General features: G+C 63.5%; 14 protein-coding genes and 3 pseudogenes. 12 read left to right on the forward strand and 5 right to left on the reverse strand.

Annotation, left to right across the window (positions count from 1 at the left end):
• On the reverse strand, nt 1–2,805 hold a 2,805-nt coding region (locus GYB81_RS08365), incomplete at its 3' end, for a ribonucleoside-diphosphate reductase subunit alpha (RefSeq protein WP_161897786.1).
• 763 nt (nt 2,806–3,568) lie between these two features.
• Here GYB81_RS08365 and GYB81_RS08370 point away from each other — a divergent pair.
• Entirely contained in the window at nt 3,569–4,324 is a 756-nt protein-coding gene (locus tag GYB81_RS08370; RefSeq protein ID WP_161866691.1) for a response regulator, read from the forward strand.
• A 10-nt stretch (nt 4,325–4,334) separates the two neighbouring features.
• The gene (locus tag GYB81_RS08375) at nt 4,335–5,942 is read left to right on the forward strand and encodes an ATP-binding protein (RefSeq protein WP_161866690.1); all 1,608 of its coding nucleotides are present in this window, start codon (nt 4,335–4,337) and stop codon (nt 5,940–5,942) included.
• Nucleotides 5,943–6,361: 419 nt separating this feature from the next.
• Here GYB81_RS08375 and GYB81_RS08380 read toward each other — a convergent pair whose 3' ends face one another.
• Nucleotides 6,362–7,066, reverse strand: coding sequence for a 4'-phosphopantetheinyl transferase family protein (locus GYB81_RS08380; protein ID WP_161866689.1), 705 nt, complete (start codon nt 7,064–7,066; stop codon nt 6,362–6,364).
• 505 nt (nt 7,067–7,571) lie between these two features.
• On the opposite strand from GYB81_RS08380, the gene GYB81_RS08385 reads away from it, so the two are divergent.
• Nucleotides 7,572–9,446: an MFS transporter gene (locus GYB81_RS08385; RefSeq protein ID WP_161866688.1), complete on the forward strand. Its 1,875-nt coding sequence runs from the start codon at nt 7,572–7,574 to the stop codon at nt 9,444–9,446.
• Nucleotides 9,447–9,564: 118 nt separating this feature from the next.
• Here GYB81_RS08385 and sugE read toward each other — a convergent pair whose 3' ends face one another.
• The 3 genes from sugE to GYB81_RS08400 form a co-directional block, all read right to left on the reverse strand.
• On the reverse strand, nt 9,565–9,879 hold the full coding sequence (sugE, locus tag GYB81_RS08390) for a quaternary ammonium compound efflux SMR transporter SugE (protein WP_161866687.1): 315 nt from the start codon (nt 9,877–9,879) through the stop codon (nt 9,565–9,567).
• Between the two features lie 139 nt (nt 9,880–10,018).
• Nucleotides 10,019–10,966: a bile acid:sodium symporter family protein gene (locus tag GYB81_RS08395; RefSeq protein WP_161866686.1), complete on the reverse strand. Its 948-nt coding sequence runs from the start codon at nt 10,964–10,966 to the stop codon at nt 10,019–10,021.
• 131 nt (nt 10,967–11,097) lie between these two features.
• A complete protein-coding gene (locus GYB81_RS08400) occupies nt 11,098–11,958 on the reverse strand; it encodes a MurR/RpiR family transcriptional regulator (protein ID WP_178101864.1) in 861 nt (286 codons plus the stop codon).
• 210 nt (nt 11,959–12,168) lie between these two features.
• Between GYB81_RS08400 and zwf the strand changes: the two genes are divergently transcribed.
• From zwf to GYB81_RS08435, 9 genes and pseudogenes are all read left to right on the forward strand, one after another.
• Nucleotides 12,169–13,638 (forward strand): glucose-6-phosphate dehydrogenase, encoded by a 1,470-nt coding sequence (gene zwf / locus GYB81_RS08405; protein WP_161866684.1) that lies wholly within the window; start codon nt 12,169–12,171, stop codon nt 13,636–13,638.
• A complete protein-coding gene (gene pgl, locus GYB81_RS08410; protein ID WP_161866683.1) occupies nt 13,625–14,338 on the forward strand; it encodes a 6-phosphogluconolactonase in 714 nt (237 codons plus the stop codon). Before zwf ends, pgl begins: the two co-directional genes overlap by 14 nt.
• 1 nt (nt 14,339) lies before the next feature.
• Nucleotides 14,340–15,011 carry a bifunctional 4-hydroxy-2-oxoglutarate aldolase/2-dehydro-3-deoxy-phosphogluconate aldolase gene (locus tag GYB81_RS08415; protein WP_161866682.1) on the forward strand — a complete coding sequence of 224 codons (672 nt, stop codon included), beginning with the start codon at nt 14,340–14,342 and terminating at the stop codon, nt 15,009–15,011.
• A gap of 278 nt (nt 15,012–15,289) precedes the next feature.
• A pseudogene (locus GYB81_RS25155) lies at nt 15,290–16,195 on the forward strand (methyl-accepting chemotaxis protein); the annotation flags it as partial.
• A 198-nt stretch (nt 16,196–16,393) separates the two neighbouring features.
• Entirely contained in the window at nt 16,394–17,098 is a 705-nt protein-coding gene (locus GYB81_RS25160; protein ID WP_438810704.1) for a methyl-accepting chemotaxis protein, read from the forward strand.
• A gap of 113 nt (nt 17,099–17,211) precedes the next feature.
• Nucleotides 17,212–17,334 (forward strand): annotated as a pseudogene (locus tag GYB81_RS08425) (bifunctional 4-hydroxy-2-oxoglutarate aldolase/2-dehydro-3-deoxy-phosphogluconate aldolase); the annotation flags it as partial.
• A gap of 534 nt (nt 17,335–17,868) precedes the next feature.
• A pseudogene (locus GYB81_RS25165) lies at nt 17,869–18,801 on the forward strand (methyl-accepting chemotaxis protein); the annotation flags it as partial.
• 150 nt (nt 18,802–18,951) lie between these two features.
• Nucleotides 18,952–19,656: a methyl-accepting chemotaxis protein gene (locus GYB81_RS25170; RefSeq protein ID WP_438810705.1), complete on the forward strand. Its 705-nt coding sequence runs from the start codon at nt 18,952–18,954 to the stop codon at nt 19,654–19,656.
• 205 nt (nt 19,657–19,861) lie between these two features.
• Nucleotides 19,862–20,296, forward strand: coding sequence for a YciI family protein (locus tag GYB81_RS08435; RefSeq protein WP_161866679.1), 435 nt, complete (start codon nt 19,862–19,864; stop codon nt 20,294–20,296).
• The last annotated feature ends 1 nt before the right edge of the window (nt 20,297 follow it).

Consider the following 20,297-nt stretch of genomic DNA (forward strand, 5'->3'; position numbering starts at 1 on the left):
GAAGCCTTCGTCGCCACCAGCGGAAACTGCGTTGAGCTTGCCGGTGTTGATGGTGGACTTCTCGGTGCTGGTGGCGGCCAGGGCACGGAGGTAGTAGGTGGTTTTCAGGCCACGGTACCAGGCCATGCGGTAAGTCACGTCCAGCTTCTTGCCCGAGGCGCCGGCGATGTACAGGTTCAGCGACTGAGCCTGGTCGATCCACTTCTGGCGACGGCTGGCAGCGTCGACGATCCACTTGGTTTCCACTTCGAAGGCGGTGGCGTACAGGTCTTTCAGGTCCTGCGGGATGCGCTCGATCTGCTGCACGGAGCCGTCGTAGTACTTCAGGTCGTTGACCATGACCGGGTCCCACAGGCCGCGGTTTTTCAGGTCGCGTACCAGGTAGGGATTGATCACGGTGAATTCGCCGGAGAGGTTCGATTTCACGTACAGGTTCTGGTAGGTCGGCTCGATGGACTGCGACACGCCAATGATGTTGGAGATGGTCGCGGTCGGCGCGATGGCCATGATGTTCGAGTTACGAATACCTTTCTTCACGCGCTCGCGGATCGGCGCCCAGTCCAGCGATTCGGACAGGTCGACGTCGATGTACTTCTGGCCACGCGCTTCGATCAGCAGTTGCTGCGAGTCCAGCGGCAGGATGCCCTTGCTCCACAGCGAACCTTCGAAGGTGCTGTAGCTGCCACGCTCTTCGGCCAGGTCACAGGAGGCCTGGATGGCGTAGTAGCTGATGGCTTCCATCGACTTGTCGGCGAACTCGATGGCCGCGTCCGAACCGTAGGCGATGTGCTGCAGGTACAGGGCGTCCTGGAAGCCCATCAGGCCGAGGCCGACCGGACGGTGCTTGAGGTTGGAGTTACGTGCCTGGTCGACGCTGTAGTAGTTGATGTCGATGACGTTATCGAGCATGCGCACAGCGGTCTTGACGGTGCGGCCGAGTTTCTCGCTGTCCAGCTTGCCGTCGACGATGTGGTTGACCAGGTTGACCGAGCCCAGGTTGCAGACGGCGATCTCGTCCTTGTTGGTGTTCAGGGTGATCTCGGTGCACAGGTTGGAGCTGTGTACCACGCCCACGTGCTGCTGCGGGCTGCGCAGGTTGCACGGGTCCTTGAAGGTCAGCCACGGGTGGCCGGTCTCGAACAGCATCGAGAGCATCTTGCGCCACAGGTCCTTGGCCTGGATGGTCTTGTACAGCTTGATCTTGCCGTACTCGATCAGAGCCTCGTAGTACTCGTAGCGCTCTTCGAAGGCCTTGCCGGTCAGGTCGTGCAGGTCCGGTACTTCGGACGGGCTGAACAGGGTCCATTTGCCGTCTTCGAAGACGCGCTTCATGAACAGGTCCGGAATCCAGTTGGCGGTGTTCATGTCGTGGGTACGACGACGGTCGTCACCGGTGTTCTTGCGCAGCTCGAGGAATTCCTCGATGTCCATGTGCCAGGTTTCCAGGTAGGCGCACACCGCGCCCTTGCGCTTGCCGCCCTGGTTGACCGCCACGGCGGTGTCGTTGACCACCTTGAGGAAGGGCACGACGCCCTGGGATTTGCCGTTGGTGCCCTTGATGTAGGAGCCCAGCGCGCGCACCGGGGTCCAGTCGTTGCCCAGGCCGCCGGCGAATTTGCTCAGCATGGCGTTGTCGTGGATGGCGCCGTAGATGCCCGACAGGTCGTCCGGCACGGTGGTCAGGTAGCACGACGACAGCTGCGGACGCAGGGTACCGGCGTTGAACAGGGTCGGGGTCGACGCCATGTAGTCGAACGAGGACAGCAGGTTGTAGAACTCGATGGCGCGGTCTTCGCGGTTCTTCGGCTCTTCGATGGCCAGGCCCATGGCCACGCGCATGAAGAACACCTGCGGCAGTTCGAAGCGGATGCCGTCCTTGTGGATGAAGTAGCGGTCGTACAGGGTCTGCAGGCCGAGGTAGGTGAATTGCTGGTCGCGCTCGTGGTTGATGGCACGGCCCAGTTTCTCCAGGTCGAACTCCTTCAGCTTGGCGTCCAGCAGCTCGAACTCAACGCCCTTGTCGACATAGGCCGGCAGAGCCTTGGCGTACAGGTCGGCCATCTCGTGGTGAGTGGCACTGCCTGCAATGTTCAGGAAGCTCAGGGCCTCGGCGCGGATGTTGTCCATCAGCAGGCGGGCGGTGACGTAGCTGTAGTTCGGCTCACGCTCGACCAGGGTACGGGCGGTCATCACCAGGGCGGTGTTGACGTCCTTCTCGGCGACGCCGTCGTACAGGTTCTTCAGGGTTTCGCGCTCGATCAGACCGCCGTCGACTTCGGCCAGACCTTCGCAGGCCTCCGTGATGATGGTCTGCAGGCGGCCCATGTCCAGCGGCTGCAGCTCACCGCCAGCGGTGGTGATGCGGATGCTCGGGTGCGGCTGGGCGATTTCGCTGCCGGCACTGGCCTTGCGCTTGTTGGCCTGGGCTTCGCGGTAGATCACGTAGTCGCGGGCAACCTTCTGCTCGCCGGCGCGCATCAGGGCCAGTTCGACCTGGTCCTGGATCTCTTCGATGTGGATGGTGCCGCCGGACGGCATGCGGCGCTTGAAGGTGGCGGTGACCTGTTCGGTCAGGCGCGCGACGGTGTCGTGGATACGCGACGAAGCGGCAGCGGTGCCGCCTTCTACTGCGAGAAAGGCCTTGGTGATGGCGACGGTGATCTTGTCATCGGTGTAGGGGACGACAGTGCCGTTGCGCTTGATCACACGCAGTTGGCCGGGCGCGGTGGCAGCCAGATCCTGGGAGGATTCAGCGGCCTGCGGCGCCACGGCCTGCGGGTTCTCGCGAGTAGTGTCGGTATGCATGGAGATCTCCGTGTTCTGTAATTTTTGGTTGGACGTCACGATTGGAAACCGCGCCCTGTCCGCCGTTCATTCCATTAACAACTGAGCCGCACGCGGCAGCGGGGCCGGGTACGGGGTGTCGCAACAGCTGGCAGGGTGGGCACGACTTCAAGTGCCGTCCTGGCGCATAAGTCACAGCGGGGCATTACCACACCCCGCCTACTACATATAGTGGTCGACTGGCGGGCAAGGCCGCTGTCTGACCGGCTCACGCGCAACGTGGAACATTGCGGCGTGGCTGTAACCCAGGCCAGGCCTGGGTTAGGGCAAAACGATTGGCCGGAACATCTGGAAAACCCTGTGAAAAGGGCTTGCGCGATTCGTTCTTTTTGTGTCCGGTTTTTCGCGGTAACCCAACATCTGGTGGCTGCCGCGCAATGGGGATACAAGATAGTGCGCTGTTGGAGGCATTGCAAGGCGCTAGAAACAGAACAACCTGTGGATAAGATGTGAGTGTCTTGTGGGCGCCTGCGGCGTAGCCCGCGTGGTCTCTGGCTCTGGCCAATGATGACCGTTCGTCGCCCTTGGAGGCGGGATTCCCGCGACTTGGCGAAGCTGTTCGGCGGTGCACAGGCTACCACTATATATAGTGCTTTTAGCATGTGCTGTGCTTGCCGAGACGCTCAGGCTCGGGCACGGGTTTGCCGCTCGCGCCGAGATGCGCACAGCCCCTAGAATGGCTGCGGTATTTGCGGCGCTTGCCGGTATGCAAAGGGGAGAGGGTGTGGAACAAGAAGCGTGGCAGATTCTCATCGTCGAGGATGACCAGCGCCTGGCGCAGTTGACCCGCGAGTATCTGGAAGGCAACGGCCTGCGCGTGGCCGTTGAGGCCGACGGCGCCCGTGCGGCAGCGCGGATTCTCGCCGAGCAGCCGGACCTGGTGATTCTCGACCTCATGCTGCCGGGGGAGGACGGCCTGAGCATCTGCCGCAAGGTGCGCGGCGGCTACAAGGGCCCGATTCTCATGCTCACCGCGCGAACCGACGACATGGACCAGGTGCTGGGCCTGGAGATGGGCGCCGATGATTACGTGTGCAAGCCGGTGCGCCCCCGCGTGCTGCTGGCGCGCATTCGCGCGTTGCTACGGCGCCGCGAGGGTAGCGAGAGCGAGCGCGACGAAGGTCAGCCGCGGCGGCTGCAGTTCGGCGCGCTGGCCATCGACAGTGCCATGCGTGAGGCCTGGCTGGGCGAGCAGGGCATCGAGCTGACCAGCGCCGAGTTCGATCTGCTGTGGCTGCTGGCGGTCAACGCCGGGCGCATCCTGTCGCGCGAGGAAATCTTCAATTCCCTGCGTGGTATCGAGTACGACGGCCAGGACCGTTCCATCGACGTGCGCATCTCGCGTATCCGTCCGAAGATCGGTGATGACCCGATGCACCCGCGGATGATCAAGACGGTGCGCAGCAAGGGTTATCTGTTCGTCGCCGAGGCCGCCGAGGCGCTGCCGTTCGGTGATGTGCCGCCGCTCCTGCGCGATTGATCGGGCGGCCATGAACTCGATCTTCCTGCGCATCTACGGCGGCATGCTCGCTGCGCTGGTGCTGGTGGCGCTGCTGGGCGTCGGCACCCTGCACCTGGTCAACGAGGTGCGTGGCGATCAGTACCGCGAGGGGCTGGCGCGCGGCACCTTCCGCCTGATGGCGGACAACCTGCTGCCGATGAACGAGGTGGAGCGCAAGCGCGCCCTGGTGGTGTGGTCGCGCCTGCTCGGCATCCCCCTGGAGCTGCAGGCGCTGAGCGAGGTGGCGTTGGAAAGCAGCGAGCGCAATCGCCTGCAGCGCGGCCATGTGCTGGTGCGCCAGACCGGCCCGCACTCGGCCAAGGTCTACGGCCTGCTCGACGGCAAGCAGCCGCTGCTTTTGACGGGGGAGATCCAGCAGATCAGCGAGCAGCTGGCGCGGGCCACCAACTACCTGCTGATTGATGAGCTGGTGCGCTACCCGGTGCACGAGCAGCCGCAGCGCCTGGCCGAACTGAAGGCGGCCAAGCAGTTCGGCTTCGACCTGCAACTGATACGGCTCGAAGATGCCACCCTGGACCTCGACCAGCGTCGGCGTATCGATGAGGGCGATACGGTGATGGCGCTGGGCAAGGGCGGCGACTCCATCTATGTGTTCTCCGGCATCGTCGATACGCCCTGGGTGCTGGAAATCGGCCCGCTGTACCAGATGAACCCCTATCCGCCGCAGCTGCTGGTGCTGATTGGCGCGTTGGGCCTGAGCCTGATCGGCCTGATCGTCTACCTGCTGGTGCGCTCGCTGGAGCAGCGCCTGCGTGCCCTGGAGAGCGCGGCCACGCATATCGCCAGCGGTCGCCTGGATGCACGCGTGCCGACGCGCGGCGCGGACTCGGTGGGGCGTCTGGCCAGCAGTTTCAATGCCATGGCCGAGCACCTGCAGACCTCCCTGAGCACCCAGCGCGAACTGGTGCGTGCGGTGTCCCATGAGCTGCGCACGCCGGTGGCGCGGCTGCGTTTCGGCCTGGAGATGATCGCCGATGCGCCCAACGAAAGTGCCCGGCGCAAGTACATGGATGGCATGGACAGCGATATCCAGGACCTCGACAAGCTGGTCGACGAGATGCTGACCTATGCGCGTCTGGAGCAGGGCTCGCCGGCGCTGAACTTTCAGCAGGTGGAGCTCAGGGCGCTGATCGATCAGGTGATCGAGGAACTGGCGCCGCTGAGCAACAAGGTGCGCGTGGAATGCGGTGCGGTGCTCAGCGTGCAGGCCGACGGCGCCTGCTGGGTCGAAGCCGAGCCGCGTTACCTGCATCGGGCGCTGCAGAATCTGGTGAGCAACGCCATGCGTTACGCCGAAGGGCGGGTGCTGATCAGCTGTCAGGTCGGCTACAAGCGTTGTCGCATCGATGTCGAGGATGACGGGCCGGGCGTGCCGGAGGAAGCCTGGGAACGTCTGTTCAGTCCCTTTTTGCGCCTGGATGACAGCCGCACGCGGGCGTCCGGCGGGCACGGGCTGGGCCTGTCGATCGTGCGCAGGATCATCTACTGGCACGGCGGCCGCGCGCAGATCGGCCGCAGCGACAGCCTCGGCGGCGCGCGTTTCAGCCTGGTGTGGCCGCGGCGCCAGGGGGAGTAGGGCGCTGTTCCGTAGGGTGCGCCGTGCGCAGCGAGTTTTTGGAGCCCGGATGCAATCCGGGGCTGACCGGCTACCTGTTCCCGGATTGCATCCGGGCTACAACAGCCCCGCCATCAGTGCAATGTCGTTCACTCAAGAAACGGTTGAGCGCGATCAGTCCCTTCGCCCCTTTGGGGAGAGGGTTAGGGCGGGCCGCGTTCGGAGGGGAAATTGCGGTTTGCGGTACTTTCACCCTCTCCCCCAGCCCCTCTCCCATGAATGGGAGAGGGGAGCCAAACGAGTGCGACCTCAAGTGAGCAGCATGACCGCCGCCAGCTAGGGGTAGGTGGATCGCGCTTCAAATGCGCGGCGCGACCGATACACCAGGGCTGCCGGGATGGTGGATGAGAGAGGCGTCATCACCCTACGCAGCTGCATGATCACGCCGCCACTGCCACCAGGCTCAGCACCTTGCCGTCGAACAGGCCGAACTGGCCGTCCAGTTCGGCGCCTGAGCGCCAGTGCACGTTGAGGTCGATCAGCAGGCGCAGGCGCACACTATCGTCGCCGACGTCCAGCAGCTCGGCGTCATGGAAGTAGAAGCGCGTCAGGGTCAGCGGGTAGAGCGCCTTGAACAGGCTTTCCTTGACCGAGAAGGTCAGGCTGATGCGCAGGGCGCGGGCGTTCTCGTCGAGGTCTTGCAGGCGTAGCAGTTCGGCGGGGGTGAGGATTTCGCCCTGCAGGCGCTGGGCGCGTTCGGCCGGCAGCAGGCGCTCGACGTCCATGCCCAGGGCGCGCCATTGATCTTCAGGCGCGACCAGCGCAGCAGCCCAGTTGTCGCCATGGGTGATGGAGCCGACCACGCCACGCGGCCACTGCGGCGCGCGGTCTTCACCGACGGCAGGCACGCTGGCCTGGCCGGTCACGCGGCGCAGCGCTTCGCGTGCGCACAGGCGCCCGGCCAGGTATTCGGCCTGACGCTTGGCGACGCCGCGCACTGGGGCGATGCCGCAGCGGGCGAAGTCATCCTCTGTGAGCTGGGTCGGGTCGAAGCGTGTGCTGATCAGCTGCGCGCCGGCAAGCACGTTTGGCAGCGGGTTGTGCGTGTCGAGAGGGCTGCAGCAGGCAGGGTGGTAGGCGTTCATGGGCGCGATTGTGCCGCGCGGCGGACCGTGCAGTCATCCGCCGTTTACATTTCTTTGCAGGCAGGTAACAAAGCTAAACGGACGCTGGTCCTGGCTTTTGTCAGACTGCGCTGGCATTCCCCAGGGAATGCAGGTGAGGTTGTAGTCAGTGCGAGGGCACTGACGTTTTCTCCGAGTTCGAGAACGGTAGCCCGATTGGGCTGCCGTTTTTTTTTGCGCTGCGTTTGGCGGCGTGGTTGGGCGCCTCGGAGATGAGCGGTGAGTGCCGGGGATTCGGCGGCGCCTCGGTGCGCGTGGCGCACCCTACCGGACCGAGTCGTCACGATGTACCCGGCTGTGGGAGGCGCTTCAGCGGCGAGCTCTGCGCAGTTGCTGTCGCGGCTAAAGCCCTCCCCACGCTGTCGCGTATCGCCAAGGCGTTCGCATTTGCCCTGTGGCTTTCGTGGGGTCATTTGCAGTCAAATGCCTGAGCGGGCAAAACCGACTCCCGCGAGGACCATGGACGATGACCCAACAATCGCAATTCGCCCTGCTCGGCAAGAAGCGCTTCCTGCCGTTTTTCGTGACGCAATTGCTCGGCGCCTTCAATGACAACATCTTCAAGCAGTCGCTGATTCTCGCCATCCTGTTCAAGCTCAACACGGGCGTCGACCGCGATCTGCTGGTCAATCTCTGCGCCTTGCTGTTCATCCTGCCGTTCTTTCTGTTCTCCGCCCTCGGCGGCCAGTTCGGCGAGAAGTTCGCCAAGGATTCGTTGATCCGCAAGATCAAGGCTGCCGAGATATTGATCATGCTCGCCGGCGCTGCCGGGGTGTTGCTCGACAGCCTGCCGCTGATGCTCGCGGTACTGTTCGCCATGGGCACGCAGTCGGCGCTGTTCGGCCCGGTGAAGTATTCGATCCTGCCGCAGCACCTCAAGGAAGAGGAGCTGGTGGGCGGCAACGCGCTGGTGGAGATGGGCACCTTCCTGGCGATTCTGGCCGGCACCATCGGCGCCGGCATCATGATGGCCAGCAGCAGCTATGCGCCCATCGTCGCCGGCTCGGTGGTCGGCGTGGCGCTGCTCGGCTACCTGGCCAGCCACGGCATTCCCAAGGCTTCGGCGGCGATGCCGGAACTGCCGCTGGACTGGAACATCTTTCGCCAGTCCTGGGCCATCCTCAAGCTTGGCCTGGGCCAGCGCCCGGCGGTTTCACGCTCGCTGGTGGGCAACTCCTGGTTCTGGTTTCTCGGCGCGATCTACCTGACGCAGATTCCGGCTTATGCCAAGGAATGGCTGTATGGCGACGAGAGCGTGGTGACGCTGATTCTCACCGTGTTCTCGCTGGGCATCGGCCTGGGCTCGATGCTCTGCGAGCGCATGAGCGGGCACAAGGTGGAGATCGGCCTGGTGCCGTTCGGCTCCATCGGCCTGACCCTGTTCGGCATGCTGCTGTGGTGGTTCTCCGGCGGTTTCCCGCAGGGCGTTGCGCCGCATGACTGGCAGGCGCTGCTGGGCCATGGTCAGGCCTGGTGGATTCTCGGCTGCATTCTCGGTATCGGTCTGTTCGGCGGCTTCTACATCGTGCCGCTGTATGCGCTGATTCAGTCGCGCACCGCCGAGCACGAGCGGGCGCGGGTGATCGCCGCCAACAACATCCTCAATGCGTTGTTCATGGTCGCCTCGGCCATCGCCGCGATCCTGTTCCTGAGCGTCGCCGGGCTGTCGATTCCGCAGCTGTTTCTGGTGGTGTCGCTGATGAACATCGCGGTCAACAGCTACATCTTCAAGATCGTCCCCGAATTCAGCATGCGCTTTCTCATCTGGCTGCTGGGGCATTCGATGTACCGCGTCGAGCACAGGGGCCTCGACGTGATCCCCGACGAAGGCCCGGCGGTGCTGGTATGCAACCACGTGTCGTTCGTCGATGCGCTGCTGATCGGCGGCGCCATTCGCCGGCCGGTGCGTTTCGTCATGTACTACAAGATCTACGACCTGCCGGTGCTCAATTTCGTCTTCCGCACTGCCGGCACGGTGCCGATCGCCGGGCGCAGCGAGGACCTGCTGATCTACGACGCGGCGTTCAAGAAGATCGCCGAGTACCTGCGTAACGGCGAGCTGGTGTGCATCTTCCCCGAGGGCAAGCTGACCGGCGACGGCGAGATCGACGAGTTCAAGGCCGGGGTCGAGCGCATTCTCGAAGAGAACCCGGTGCCGGTGATTCCCATGGCGCTGCAGGGTCTGTGGGGCAGTTTCTTCAGTCGTGCGCCGCACAAGGGCCTGTTCAAGCGGTTCTGGTCGCGGGTGTGCCTGGTGGCCGGTACGCCGGTGGTGGCCGAGCAGGCCAGGCGCGAGGCGTTGCAGGCTCAGGTGGCCGAGTTGCGCGGGGATTGGCGCTGAGCTTGTGGGAGGGGCTTTCGGCTCGGGCATCCTGCTTCGCTCTACCTCCTGCATCCCTGCAGTTGCAGCCGCGATTTCGCCGCTAAAGCGCCTCCCACAAAGCTGGATTCCGGCTTTCTCAGTGGCTCAGCTTGAGCCCGACCAGCCCGCAGACGATCATCGCCACGCTGGCCAGGCGCAGCAGCGCCATGGACTCGCCGAACAGGATGATGCCGGCGATCACCGTGCCTACGGCGCCGACGCCGGTCCAGATGGCGTAGGCGGTGCCCAGCGGTAGCTCCTTCATGGCCAGGCCGAGCAGGCCCAGGCTGACCAGCATGGCGCAGACGGTCAGCAGCGTTGGCAGGGGGCGGGTGAAGCCTTCGGTGTATTTCAGGCCGATGGCCCAGCCGACCTCGAACAGGCCGGCGAGAAACAGAATGATCCAGGACATGGTCACCTCCAGTGGTTGAAGGGGCCGTCCCCGGATGAGCCACCCTGGGTTCAGGGTGTGGAGGTCGTCCTCGCGCGCACCGTTATTGTGCATATTGGCGCGTCCGGGGCAAGGCGCCCCGGCTTCGTGCAGTGCTGAATCAGTCTGTACTGTCTTTGGCGGTTTGATCCATCCGGCGGTAAAGGGTCGCCAGCAGCGGGCCGGACAGATTGTGCCAGACGCTGAACAGGGCGCTGGGCACGGCGGCCAGTGGGCTGAAGTGCGCGCTGGCCAGCGCGGCACCAAGGCCGGAGTTCTGCATGCCGACTTCGATGGACAGCGTCTTGCGCTGCGCCAGTGACATGCCGAACAGGCGGCCGGCCAGATACCCCAGGCCCAGACCGATGCCGTTGTGCAGGATCACCACGGCCATGATCAGCAGGCCGGATTCGGCAATCTTGCCCTGGCTGGCTGCCACCACGGCAGCGACGATGGCAACGATGCTCACCACGGAAATCAGCGGCAGTACTTCGACGGCGGTCTTGACCCGCTCGCCGAGCAGGCGTTGGGCGATCAGGCCAAGGACGATAGGCAGCAGCACCATCTTGAGGATGGAGATGAACATGGCGCTGAATGAGACCGGCAGCCATTCCGAGGCCAGCAGCCAGATCAGTGCCGGGGTGACGAGCGGGGCGAGCAGGGTGGTGACGGCTGTGATCGATACCGACAGCGCCAGGTCGCCACGGGCGAGCCAGGTGATCACGTTGGAGGCGGTGCCGCCGGGGCAGCAGCCCACCAGAATCACGCCCACGGCAATCTCCGGGGGCAGGGCGAACAGCTGGCAGAGCACCCAGGCCACCAGTGGCATGATGCTGAATTGAGCCAGCACGCCCAGCAGCACCGCCAGCGGGCGCCGAGCAACTTCCTGGAAGTCCGCGCCCTTCAGGGTCAGGCCCATGCCGAACATGATCAGCCCGAGCAGCGGGACGATCCAGGCGGTCAGCGGCAGAAACCAGCTGGGTTGGAAGAAGGCCATGACGGCGAACAGCAACACCCAGACGGCGAAGGTGTTGCCGATGAAACGGCTGAAGGCGATCAGTGCTTGCATGGAATGAGGCCTGGGCTTTTCGGGAAAGCCGGCAAGCCTACCAGAAGAGATGCGATTTGCCTGAACGGCACGATGCAGGTGAGCTCAGGCATCATCGGCGCAACCTAGGCGCAGATGCCTTGTCCGAACCTCTACAGTGATTCTTCATCCGCCGGATAGCGGCTGGCGGTCAGGCTTTCCTTGATCTTGCGCAGATGCGGCTGAAAGTCCACCCCACGACGCAGGGTGACACCCGTGGCGAGCACATCGAGCACGGTGAGCTGGATGATGCGTGATGTCATCGGCATGTAGATGTCGGTGTCTTCCGGCAGTGGAATGTCCAGGCTCAGGGTACTGGCCCTGGCCAGTGGCGAGCCGGCGGCGGTGAGGCCGAGTACCGAGGCGCCGTTCTCGCGTGCCAGGCGCGCCACCTCCACCAGTTCGCGAGTGCGCCCGGTGTAGGAAATGATCACGAACAGATCACCGGTGTGCGCCACCGAGGCGATCATGCGTTGCATCAGCACGTCGGAGTGGGCCGAGACGGCGAGGTTGAAGCGAAAGAACTTGTGCTGCGCATCCAGTGCCACCGAGGCGGAAGCGCCGAGGCCGAAGAAGTGGATCTGCCGCGCCTGGATCAGCAAGTCGACGGCGCGGCTGACGTGCTGCGGATCGAGGCTCTGGCAGGCGCTGTCCAGCGAAGCGATTGTGCTGCCGAAGATCTTGCGCGTATAGGCCTCGGGGCCGTCGTCGGCCGACACTGCGCGGCTGACATAGGCGGCGCCGCTGGCCAGGCTCTGCGCCAGTTGCATCTTCAGCTCCGGGTAGCCGTTGGCGCCGAACGAGCGGCAGAAACGATTGACCGTCGGCTCGCTGACCCCGGCCGCCTGTGCCAGAGCGGCGATGCTGAAACGAGTGGCCTGCTGTGGGTCATGCAGAATCACTTCGGCGACCTTGCGTTCGGCCTTGTTCAGGTCGTCCAGGCGGCTCTGGATCTGTTCCAGCAGGTTGCGCACTCGGTCCATAGGGGCTCCTAACAGCGGTTTGACGGGCTCGGCAGCAGGCGATCGGCAGCCAAGCGGCCGGCCTATCCTACTGATGACGCCCCCGGGCGACCACTGACTTATTGGTTGCCTAGGAAAATGTTGTTGCTATAACAATATTTTTTCTTGATAAATGCAGTATCACCCGGTATTTCTAGTTCATCTTGATAAAAGAACAAACTCATGCCTGCGATGAAACTTGAATCCTGCACCTTGGCCTTGTTCGGCGCGCTGGGCGATTTGGCGTTGCGCAAGCTATTTCCCGCGCTTTACCAGCTCGATCGCGCCGGTTTGCTGCACGATGCCACGCGCATCCTTGCGCTGGCGCGTGATGCCGGTGAGCCGAGTCGGCATCTGCTCGCCATCGAGCAGGCCTTGCGCCTGTACGTGCCGGCCAAGGAGCTGACGGAGCCCGACCTGGCGCGTTTCCTGGCGCGGCTGAACTACCTGACGATGGATTTTCTCAAGGCCGAGGACTACGCCGCGCTGCTCGAGCATGTCAGTCCGCAGGATCAGTTGATCGCCTACTTCGCTACGCCGGCGTCGGTGTATGGCGGCATCTGCGCCAACCTGGCTGCCGTCGGGCTGGCCGAAGGGACGCGGGTGGTGCTGGAAAAGCCGATCGGCCACGACCTGACATCCTCGCGTGCGGTCAACGACGCCGTGGCTCAGGTGTTCCCGGAGAATCGCGTCTATCGCATCGATCATTACCTGGGCAAGGAAACGGTGCAGAACCTCATCGCCCTGCGTTTTGCCAACAGCCTGTTCGAGACCCAGTGGAACCAGAACCACATTTCCCACGTGGAAATCACCGTTGCCGAGAAGGTCGGCATCGAGGGCCGCTGGGGTTACTTCGATCAGGCCGGGCAGTTGCGCGACATGATCCAGAACCACTTGCTGCAGCTGCTCTGCCTGATCGCCATGGACCCGCCCAGCGATCTGTCCGCCGACAGCATCCGCGACGAGAAGGTCAAGGTGCTCAAGGCGCTGGAGCCGATCAGCGTCGAGCAGCTCGGCCAGCGCGTGGTGCGCGGCCAGTACGTCGCCGGCAGCAGCGATGGGCGGCCGGTGCCGGGCTATCTGGAGGAAGAGAATTCCAACACCCAGAGCGATACCGAAACCTTCGTCGCCCTGCGTGCCGACATCCGTAACTGGCGATGGGCCGGTGTGCCGTTCTACCTGCGCACCGGCAAGCGCATGCCGCAGAAACTGTCGCAGATCGTCATCCACTTCAAGGCACCGCCGCACTACATCTTCGCCCCGGAGCAGCGCCAGCTGATCGGCAACAAGCTGATCATCCGCCTGCAGCCGGACGAGGGCATCGCCCTGCAGGTGCTGACCAAGGATCAGGGCCTGGACAAGGGGATGCAGCTGCGCAGCGGCCCGCTGCAGCTGAGTTTCTCCGATACCTACCGCAGTGCGCGCATTCCCGATGCCTACGAGCGACTGCTGCTGGAAGTGATGCGCGGCAACCAGAACCTGTTCGTGCGCAAGGACGAAATCGAATACGCCTGGCAGTGGTGCGATCAGTTGATCGACGGCTGGCAGCGCCTCGGCGAAGCGCCGAAACCCTACACCGCCGGCAGCTGGGGCCCGATGGCCTCGGTGGCGTTGATCACCCGCGATGGCAGGAGCTGGTATGGCGATCTCTGAACTGAAACTGCCGCAGGGCGTACAGGCCTGCGCGCATAACGACGCCGAGCAATTGGCGCAGTCGATGGCGATGCGCGTAGCCGATGCGCTGCGTGAGGCCATTGCCAGTCGCGGCCAGGCCACCCTGGTGGTGTCCGGCGGGCGCAGTCCGGTGCCGTTCTTCGAAGCGCTGGCGCAGCAGGAGCTGCCATGGGCGCAGGTACTGGTCAGCCTGGCCGACGAGCGCTGGGTACCGGTCAACCACGCAGGCAGCAACGAAGGACTGGTGCGTCGTCATCTGCTGCAGGGGCCTGCGGCCGAGGCGCGTTTCATCGGTCTTTATCAGGTTGCCGGCAACCTGGAGCGAGCGGCCGACCTGGCCGACACGGCCGTCGCCGAACTGGCGCCTATCGACGTGCTGGTACTGGGCATGGGCGATGACGGCCACACTGCCTCGCTGTTCCCGCACAGCCCCAATCTGCACCAGGCGCTACAGCCAGATTGCGCACGCCGGGTGTTGCCGATGCTGGCGCCGAGCGAGCCGGCGCAGCGCCTGACCCTGACCCTGCCGCTACTGGCCAGCGCGCGCCTGCCGCTGTTGGCGATCCAGGGCCAGGCGAAACTGAACACACTCAGCGCGGCGCTGCAGTCCGGCAAGATCGCCGAGCTGCCGATCCGCGCGTTCCTGCATTCCCCTCTCGAAATTCATTGGTGCCCCTGACATGACCAGCTTCGACCAAGACCAGCGCGCGCGCATGGCCGACAAAATCGCCGAGATCGACCGCATCTGCGCGCAGGCGCGGATCATGCCGGTGATCACCATCGCCCGTGAGGCGGACATCCTGCCGTTGGCCGACGCCCTGGCCGCCGGCGGCCTGCGCGTGCTGGAGGTGACCCTGCGCTCGGAGCACGGCCTGGAGGCAATTCGTCGCCTGCGTGCCGAGCGTCCCGAGCTGTGCGTCGGCGCCGGCACCGTGCTCGATGAAGACATGCTGGCGGCGGCCACTGCAGCCGGTGCGCAATTCATCGTCACGCCGGGCAGTACCCGTGAGTTGCTGCTGGCGGCGCTGGACAACCCGCTGCCGTTGCTGCCGGGCGTGAGCAGTGCCTCGGAGCTGATGGTCGGCTACGCCCTTGGCTATCGCCGCTTCAAGCTGTTCCCGGCAGAACTATGCGGCGGCGTCGCGGCGCTCAAGGCGCTCGCCGGCCCCTTCGGCGGCGTGCGTTTCTGCCCAACTGGCGGCGTCAATCCGGACAATCTGCAGCGCTACATGGCGCAGTCCAACGTCATGTGCGTCGGCGGCACCTGGATGTTCCAGCGTGAATGGGTGGAAAACGGCGATTGGGCGCGTATCCAGCAAGCCAGTGCCGAGGCGTTGAAGCTGCTGGGCTGAGTGGAGTTGAAAAGATCCAGTCATATAGTTGACTGATGACTTAATGCTGGCGCCATGATATCGTCGTACGCTAATCAATAACCGGGTGTCGTAGGTTAGCGTGCTGACAACAAGAACAATTCTCCAGCGGATGCCCGATCGTTTTTTCGCGGATGGAGAATTTCATGAGCAAATGGCTCGGTAATGTCAGCGTCACCTGGAAGCTTGCCCTGAGCTTCGGCCTCGTACTTGTACTTACTCTGGTTCTGGCGATCACCGGTTGGGATGGCATCAGCCGCATGACTGAGCGTGGCCAGCGGGTGATCGAGATCAATCAGGTCAATACCCTGCTCAATGATCTGCGGGTGAGCCGCGTTCGTTACGTCTTCAGCAATGGCGACACGGCCTTTGCAGAGGCGATGCAGCAAGCGCTCGACCGCTATCGCGAGGCGCATGACCGCAGCATCAACAACTTCAGCTCGACGCAGAACCTCCGTTTGCTGAAGCAGCAGCATGCGCAGATCGCTCGATACCAGGAGTCACTCTCGACCATGCAACGCGCTTATGCCGATGCTGCGGCGGCGCGCAACGAGATGGGCAGCCTGGCGCGTAATGTGTTCGCCGAGATCGAGACGCTCGCCGAGTCCATAGAGCGCATGCCGGAATACGATCCGCAGCGGCAGGTTCGTTATCGCGCAATGCGTGATGCCAAGGAAGGTATTCAGCTGATGCGCTACGAGGTGCGTGGCTATACCGCCAAGGTCAACGCCGCCACCGAAGCAGCCGTGACTAGGCAGTTGCAGCGAACTGCCGACAGCCTGACCCAGCTGGACGTGGCGATGGGCAGCGAAAGTGCGGCGCAGGTCGCTGCCATCCGCCGGGGCTTCGATGGCTACCGCGCAGTCGTGGAGGCGTTCCAGCAGGCCAATACCCGAGCACTCAAGGCGCGTGATGAGCTCGATGAAACCGGTAATGCGATCGTCGAGCTGAGCGATCAGCTCGTTGCCAATCAGATCGCGGAGCGCAACAGCGATAGCTCGGCAGTCAAGTCCATACAGTTGATCTCCACGCTGGTGGCATTGCTCATCGGTATCGGTGCGGCGGTCGTCATGACACGCCAGATCACCCGGCCGCTGGGCGAGACGTTGCAGGTGGTCGAGCGCATCGCCGCCGGTGACCTGAGCCATCTGCCCGAAACCAGCCGCCGCGACGAGATCGGCGAGGTGCAACAAGGTGTGCATCGCATGGGGCAGTCGCTGCGTGAGCTTATCGGCGGCATCAGCGACAGCGCCAGCCAGATCGCCAGCGCCGCCGAGCAGCTGTCGGCAGTGACGGAGCAGACCAGCGCCGGGGTCAACAGCCAGAAGCTGGAAACCGATCAGGTGGCCACCGCCATGCAGGAAATGTCCGCGACGGTCAACGAAGTCGCGCGCAATGCCGAGCAGGCCTCGCTGGCCGCGGCCGACGCAGATGCCGAAGCGAACCAGGGAGATCTTGTCGTCGCCGAGGCGATCGGCCAGATCGAGGCACTGGCTGGCGAAATGGTGCGCTCCACCGATGCCATGAATCTGCTGCAGAAGGAAAGCGAGAAGATCGGCAGCGTCATGGACGTGATCAAGGCGGTGGCCGACCAGACCAACCTGCTGGCGCTCAATGCGGCCATCGAGGCCGCGCGTGCGGGTGAGGCGGGTCGTGGCTTCGCCGTGGTCGCCGACGAAGTGCGCAGCCTGGCGCGACGCACGCAGCAGTCCACCGAAGAAATCGAGAACCTGATCGGTGCCCTGCAGCGCGGTACTCAGGAGGTGGCAGGTGTGCTCGAGGAAAGCCGCAGCCTCACCGACGACAGCGTCGAGTTGGCGCGCAAGGCTGGTGTGGCGCTGGGGGTGATCAATCAGAAGGTGTCCAACATTCAATCGATGAATCAGCAGATCGCTGCCGCCGCCGAGCAGCAGGGCGCGGTCGCCGAAGAGATCGGCCGCAGCGTACTGAGCGTGCGCGACGTAGCCGAGCAGAGTGCCGCCGCCAGCGAAGAAACGGCGGCCAACTCGGTGGAACTGGCCCGCCTGGGCAATCATCTGCAGTCGTTGGTCAGCCGCTTCCGCGTTTGATCCTAAGCGCTGCAACAGTGAGCGGCGCACGCCACAGGGGCGTCGCTCACCCCGTAGGGTGTGCTGCGCGCACTTGCTTTCGTGGACCGAGAGGGCGTGCGAAGGCGCGGATCATGCTGCTGATCACCATCGCCCTTGAGGCGGACATCCTGCCGTTGGCCGATGCCCTGGCCGCGGGTGGTTTTTTACGTGTACTGGAAGTGACTCTGCGCTCTGAGCATGGTCTGGAGGCGATTGGGCGCGTATCCAGCAATCCAGTGCCGAGGCGTTGCAGTTGCTCGCCCGAATCTGTGCAGAGCCGCTGCATGTTGAGTAATTTCAAGCGTCCAGCCACCGTCAAGTTGCAGAAGCGCGAGCACCGGCAAAAAACAGGCTTCCAGCGTTCGCTATAGGGTATGCGTTTTGCCAGTACAGCCGCCGAGAAGAGCTGCGACCAAGAGAGTAGAAGGTCAGCCTCTAGGGGCCATGCCGAGGCGCCGCCTTGCTGGGGTGCGCCCTTCGTCAGATGGGTGGCGATTTAGTGGCGTCATAGGCTTGGCGGGTGGGTGGTCATTTCCTTAGAATGCCGAGCCTTTCGCTGGCCACAAAAACAATTCTCCAGCCGCATGTAGCCCTATAGAAGGTTGGAGAATCCTATGAATAGCTGGTTCGCGAATATCAGCGTCACCCTCAAACTCGTTTTCGGGTTCGGCCTTGTGCTCGCCCTGACGATCGTTCTCGCCCTGGTTGGTTGGACCAGTCTGGGTAGCTTGATACAGCGCAGCGACTGGATGAGCGATATCAGTCGATTGAACGATTCGCTGACCAATCTGCGTATCGTGCGCCTGCAATACATGCTCGCCAACGGCGATGAGCAGCTTGCCCAGAACGTGCAGAAAACCTTGGATGAATTCTCGGCTCAGCATCAGCAGGTGCTGTCGACCTTCAAAAGTCCGGAAAACGTGCGCCTGTTGCAAATGCAGCAGAGCGAGATCAAGGCTTATCAGATCTCCCTGAACGCCATGCGTGCTGGCTACCGTGGGATCAACGACGCTCGCCAGAGCATGGTTAGCAGTGGCGGCAACGTCGGGCGCTTGCTCGATGAGATCAATGCGGCGATCGTGGCCCTGCCGGACTACGATGAAAGTCGCTTTGCCCAGTTCCAGGCTATCACCAAGATCAAGGACGACTGGCAGGTGGTGCGTTACCACGTACGGGGCTACATCTTTAATGCCAACGCGGAAACGGAGCGTACCGCCATGGCGCAGATCGATGCGAGCCTCGCTGCCCTTGGCCAGTTTCGCGAACGTTTCGGTGGCCAGTATCCGGAGCGTATCACCCGGGCGGAAGGTGCTCTGAACGACTACCGTAACGGAGTACTTGCGTTCAAATCGGCGAATGAGGATGTCGCTCTGGCCCGCAAGGAATTGACTGAACAGGGCTATCAGATCGTCAAGGCCAGCGAAGAGCTGACGCAGATCCAGATGACCCGTCGAGACAGCGAAAGTGCCAACGCCCGTATCCTGCAACTCAGCGCCACATTGCTGGCCTTGCTTCTCGGTGTAGTGGCTGCCTGGGTCATCACCCGACAGATCACCCGGCCACTGAAGGATACTCTCGACGCCGTCGAGCGCATTGCCGAAGGTGACCTGACGCATAGCCTGCAGGTGACCCGCCGCGATGAAATCGGTGTGCTGCAGCAAGGCGTGCAGAGTATGGCCAGCAGCCTGCGCGAGCTGATCGCCGGCATCCGCGACAGCGTGGCGCAGATTGCCAGTGCAGCTGAAGAGCTCTCGGCGGTCACCGAGCAGACCAGCGCCGGTGCCAACAGTCAGAAGAGCGAGACCGACCAGGTCGCCACCGCCATGCACGAGATGTCGGCCACCGTGCAGGAAGTCGCGCGCAACGCCGAGCAGGCGTCGCAGGCGGCCAACCAGGCCGATGGCCAGGCCCGCGTGGGGGACCAGGTAGTCGCCGAGGTGATCACGCAGATCGAGCGTCTGGCCGCCGAGGTCAGCCGCTCCAGCGATGCGATGAATGGCCTGCAGCAGGAAAGCGACAAGATCGGCAGCGTCATGGACGTGATCAAGTCGGTGGCCGAGCAGACCAACCTGCTGGCGCTTAACGCCGCTATCGAGGCGGCACGTGCCGGCGAGGCCGGGCGTGGTTTCGCCGTGGTCGCCGACGAGGTGCGCGGCCTGGCGCAGCGCACGCAAAAGTCCACCGAAGAGATCGAAGCGCTGATTGCCGGCCTGCAGAGCGGCACCCAACAGGTCGCCGCGGTGATGCGCAACAGTCGCAACCTGACCGACAGCAGCGTCGAGCTGACGCGCAAGGCTGGGGATTCGCTGGGCAGCATCACTCAGGCGGTGTCCAACATCCAGTCAATGAACCAGCAGATCGCTGCTGCCGCGGAAGAGCAGAGCGCCGTGGCCGAGGAAATCAGCCGCAGCATTCTCAGTGTGCGCGATGTTTCTGAACAGACCGCCACCGCCAGCGACGAAACGGCCAAGTCCTCAGCTGAGCTGGCGCGCCTGGGTGGTCAGCTGCAATCGCTGGTCAGCCGCTTCCGCGTGTGATCCTGCCTGCGCGGCGTGCTTCCTGAGGCGCCGCGCAACTCGTTCCTGCCGCGGGTCGTATCTGGCGACCCGACAAAAATATTCCCTTCGCCTGTCGATTCTTTCTTCACTCCTTCGACTACTGCATAGAACCCCACCCCGGGTTCACTGTCAGCCGTAGGGAGACACCCTGCGCGCGACTTCGACTCGAACAAGGAGAAAGGCGATGCGTTTCATGGTGATTGTCAAAGCCACCGCGGATTCCGAAGCCGGCGTAATGCCCAGCGAAGAGCTGCTAACGGCGATGGGCCGTTACAACGAAGAGCTGGCGGCCGCTGGCGTGATGCTCGCCGGCGAAGGACTGCACCCCAGCTCCAGAGGCGCGCGGGTGCGTTTTTCCGGCAAGCAGCGCACGGTGATCGATGGTCCGTTCATGGAAACCAAGGAGCTGGTGGCGGGCTTCTGGATCTTTCAGTGCGAGTCGCTGCAGGCGTGCATAGACTGGGTCAAGCGCTGCCCAAATCCCATGCCTGGCGAGTCCGATATCGAGATTCGGCAGATCTTCGAGGCCGAGGATTTCGGCGCCGAATTCACCCCCGAATTGCGCGAGCAGGAAGACCGTATTCGCGCGCGCATCAGCAGTGAAAATCAAGGAGAGTAGC

It is taken from the genome of Pseudomonas yangonensis (genome assembly GCF_009932725.1).
Taxonomy (GTDB): domain Bacteria; phylum Pseudomonadota; class Gammaproteobacteria; order Pseudomonadales; family Pseudomonadaceae; genus Aquipseudomonas; species Aquipseudomonas yangonensis.